Source organism: Actinomadura logoneensis, from assembly GCF_003428695.1.
Lineage (GTDB): Bacteria > Actinomycetota > Actinomycetes > Streptosporangiales > Streptosporangiaceae > Spirillospora > Spirillospora logoneensis.
In genome coordinates this window covers 1-2,319 of the sequence record NZ_QURH01000626.1, presented here as the reverse complement: position 1 = coordinate 2,319, position 2,319 = coordinate 1, and the positions used below count along the sequence as shown (strand labels likewise).

Annotated in this window: 2 protein-coding genes; one reads left to right on the top strand and one right to left on the bottom strand. The window is 74.9% G+C overall.

Annotated elements, in window-relative coordinates; genetic code table 11:
* A partial coding sequence (locus tag DZF91_RS24845) for an ABC transporter ATP-binding protein (RefSeq protein WP_117359670.1) occupies positions 1 to 831 on the bottom strand: 831 nt, incomplete at its 3' end.
* Positions 832 to 1,011: 180 nt separating this feature from the next.
* Here DZF91_RS24845 and DZF91_RS24840 point away from each other — a divergent pair.
* A partial coding sequence (locus DZF91_RS24840; protein WP_117359669.1) for an aromatic amino acid lyase occupies positions 1,012 to 2,319 on the top strand: 1,308 nt, incomplete at its 3' end.

Below are 2,319 nucleotides of genomic sequence, written 5' to 3'. Positions count from 1 at the left end.
CGGCGGCGCCACCGCCGCACCGCCCGCCCCGCGCCCGGGGCCGGACGAGGCGCGCTCGGCGGCGGCCTCGGCGTCGAGCTCCTGGACGAACCGGAGCCGCCGGATGCCGCGCTCGCCGCCGAGGAAGTCGCGCACGAAGTCGTTCGCCGGGTTCGCGAGCAGCTCGTCGGGGGTGGCGTACTGCGCGAGGACGCCGCCGACCTGGAACACCGCGATGCGGTGGCCGAGCTTCACGGCCTCGTCGATGTCGTGGGTGACGAAGACGATCGTCTTCTCCAGCTCGCTCTGCAGGCGGAGGAACTCGTCCTGGAGCTGGGTGCGGACGATCGGGTCGACGGCGCTGAACGGCTCGTCCATCAGCATGATCGGCGGGTCGGCCGCGAGCGCCCGGGCGACGCCGACGCGCTGCTGCTGCCCGCCGGAGAGCTGGGCGGGGTAGCGCCTGGCGAGCTCGGGGTCGAGCCCGACGCGCTCCATCAGTTCCAGGGCGCGCCCGCGGGCCTGCTTCTTGTCCTGGTGGAGCAGGTAGGGCACGGTGGCGATGTTGTCGATGATCGTTCGGTGCGGGAAGAGGCCGGCCTGCTGGATGACGTAGCCGATGCCCCGGCGGAGCCGGGGCGGGTCCACCTCGCGGATGTCGCGGCCGTCCACGGTGATCGTCCCCTCGGACGGGTCGATCATCCGGTTGACCATGCGCAGGGTCGTGGTCTTGCCGCAGCCGGACGGCCCGACGAGCACGGTGATGCGTCCGGCGGGGATCTCCAGGTCGAGGTCGCGGACCGCGACGGTGCCGTCCGGGTAGCGCTTCGTCACGCCCGTGAAGGTGATCAAGCGAGTCACGTCCTGTCCGGGCGCCGTCGTGACGCCGTTCCGTCTGCTGACAAGTGGGTGATCGGGACCGGCATCCACCCAACCTTAGACAACCGACAATCTCCGGTACCGGCCCGGCCGGGTCAACCCGAGAACTGCCGATGTTATCGACCTGAAAACACGAGAAAGGGACGCAGCGCCGTGTCGCACAGCCGTATCGAGCTCGACGGGACGTCCCTCACCTGCGATCTGGTGGCCCGCGCGGCACGCGGGGACGTGACGATCGCCATATCCGGGGCGGGGGTGGCGCGGGCGCGTGACGCGCGGGACACCGCGCGGCGTGTGGCCGACCGCCGGCCGGTGTACGGCCGGACGACCGGGGTGGGCGCGAACCGCGCGGTGGAGGTCGAGTGGGAGGACGCGGACGCGCACGGCCTGCGGCTGATGCGCAGCCACGCGGCCGGGGCCGGGCCGCTGCTGCCGCCGGAGGTCGTGCGGGCGATGCTGGTCGTCCGGGCGAACCAGATCGCGGCGGGCGGCTCGGGCGTCGATCCGGGGGTGTTGGCGGCGCTCGCGGACGCGCTGAACCTGGGGGTGCTGCCGCCGGTGCCGGTGTACGGGGCGATCGGCACCGGGGACCTGACGGCGCTGGCGTCCACGGCGCTGTGCCTGATCGGCGAGCGGTCCTGGCTGGACGGCGGCCCGGACGGCGGCGGCGCGGTGAGCCCCGACGCCGGGCTGGCGCGCGGGCCGCACTTCCCGCTGGACTCGGCGGACGCGCTGGCGTTCATGAGCTCGAACGCGGCGACGCTGGGCGAGGCGGCGCTCGCGGTCACCGACCTGCGGACGGCCCTGGACGCGTCGGTGGTGATCGCGGCGCTGTCGCTGCTGGCCGTGCGCGGGTCGCGGGAGCCGTACGCGCCCGCCGTGCACCGGGGGCAGCCCGTCCAGGCGGGGGTGGCGGCGGCGGTGCGGAGCCTGCTCGCCTACGAGGACGAGACCCCGGCCCGCATCCAGGACCCGTACGGGTACCGGGCGTTCCCGCAGGTCCACGCCCCGGCGATCGAGGCGGCGCGGCACGCGGACACGGCCGTGGCGCGGATGGTCAACAGCGCGGCGGAGAACCCGCTGGTGGACGTCGCGGACGCGGAGGTGTGGCACAACGGCAACTTCCACATCGCCGGGACGGGCCTGGCGCTGGACGCGGCGCGGCTCGCGCTGTTCCAGACGGGGGCGCTGGCGGCGGCGCGGCTGGGGACGCTGACCGAGCCGTCGTTCACCGGCCTGCGGCCGTTCCTGGCGGACGCGGAGGCGGCGTCCGGGATCATGATCCTGGAGTACGTGGCGCACTCGGCGCTCGCGGACGTGCGGCGGCACGCCGCCCCGGCGGCGCTCGGCGGCGCGGTGCTGTCGCGCGGGGTGGAGGAGCACGCGGGGTTCGCGACGCAGTCGGCGCGGGCGACCGGCGAGGCGGTGGCCGCCTACCGGGTGGGGCTGGCGTGCGAGCTG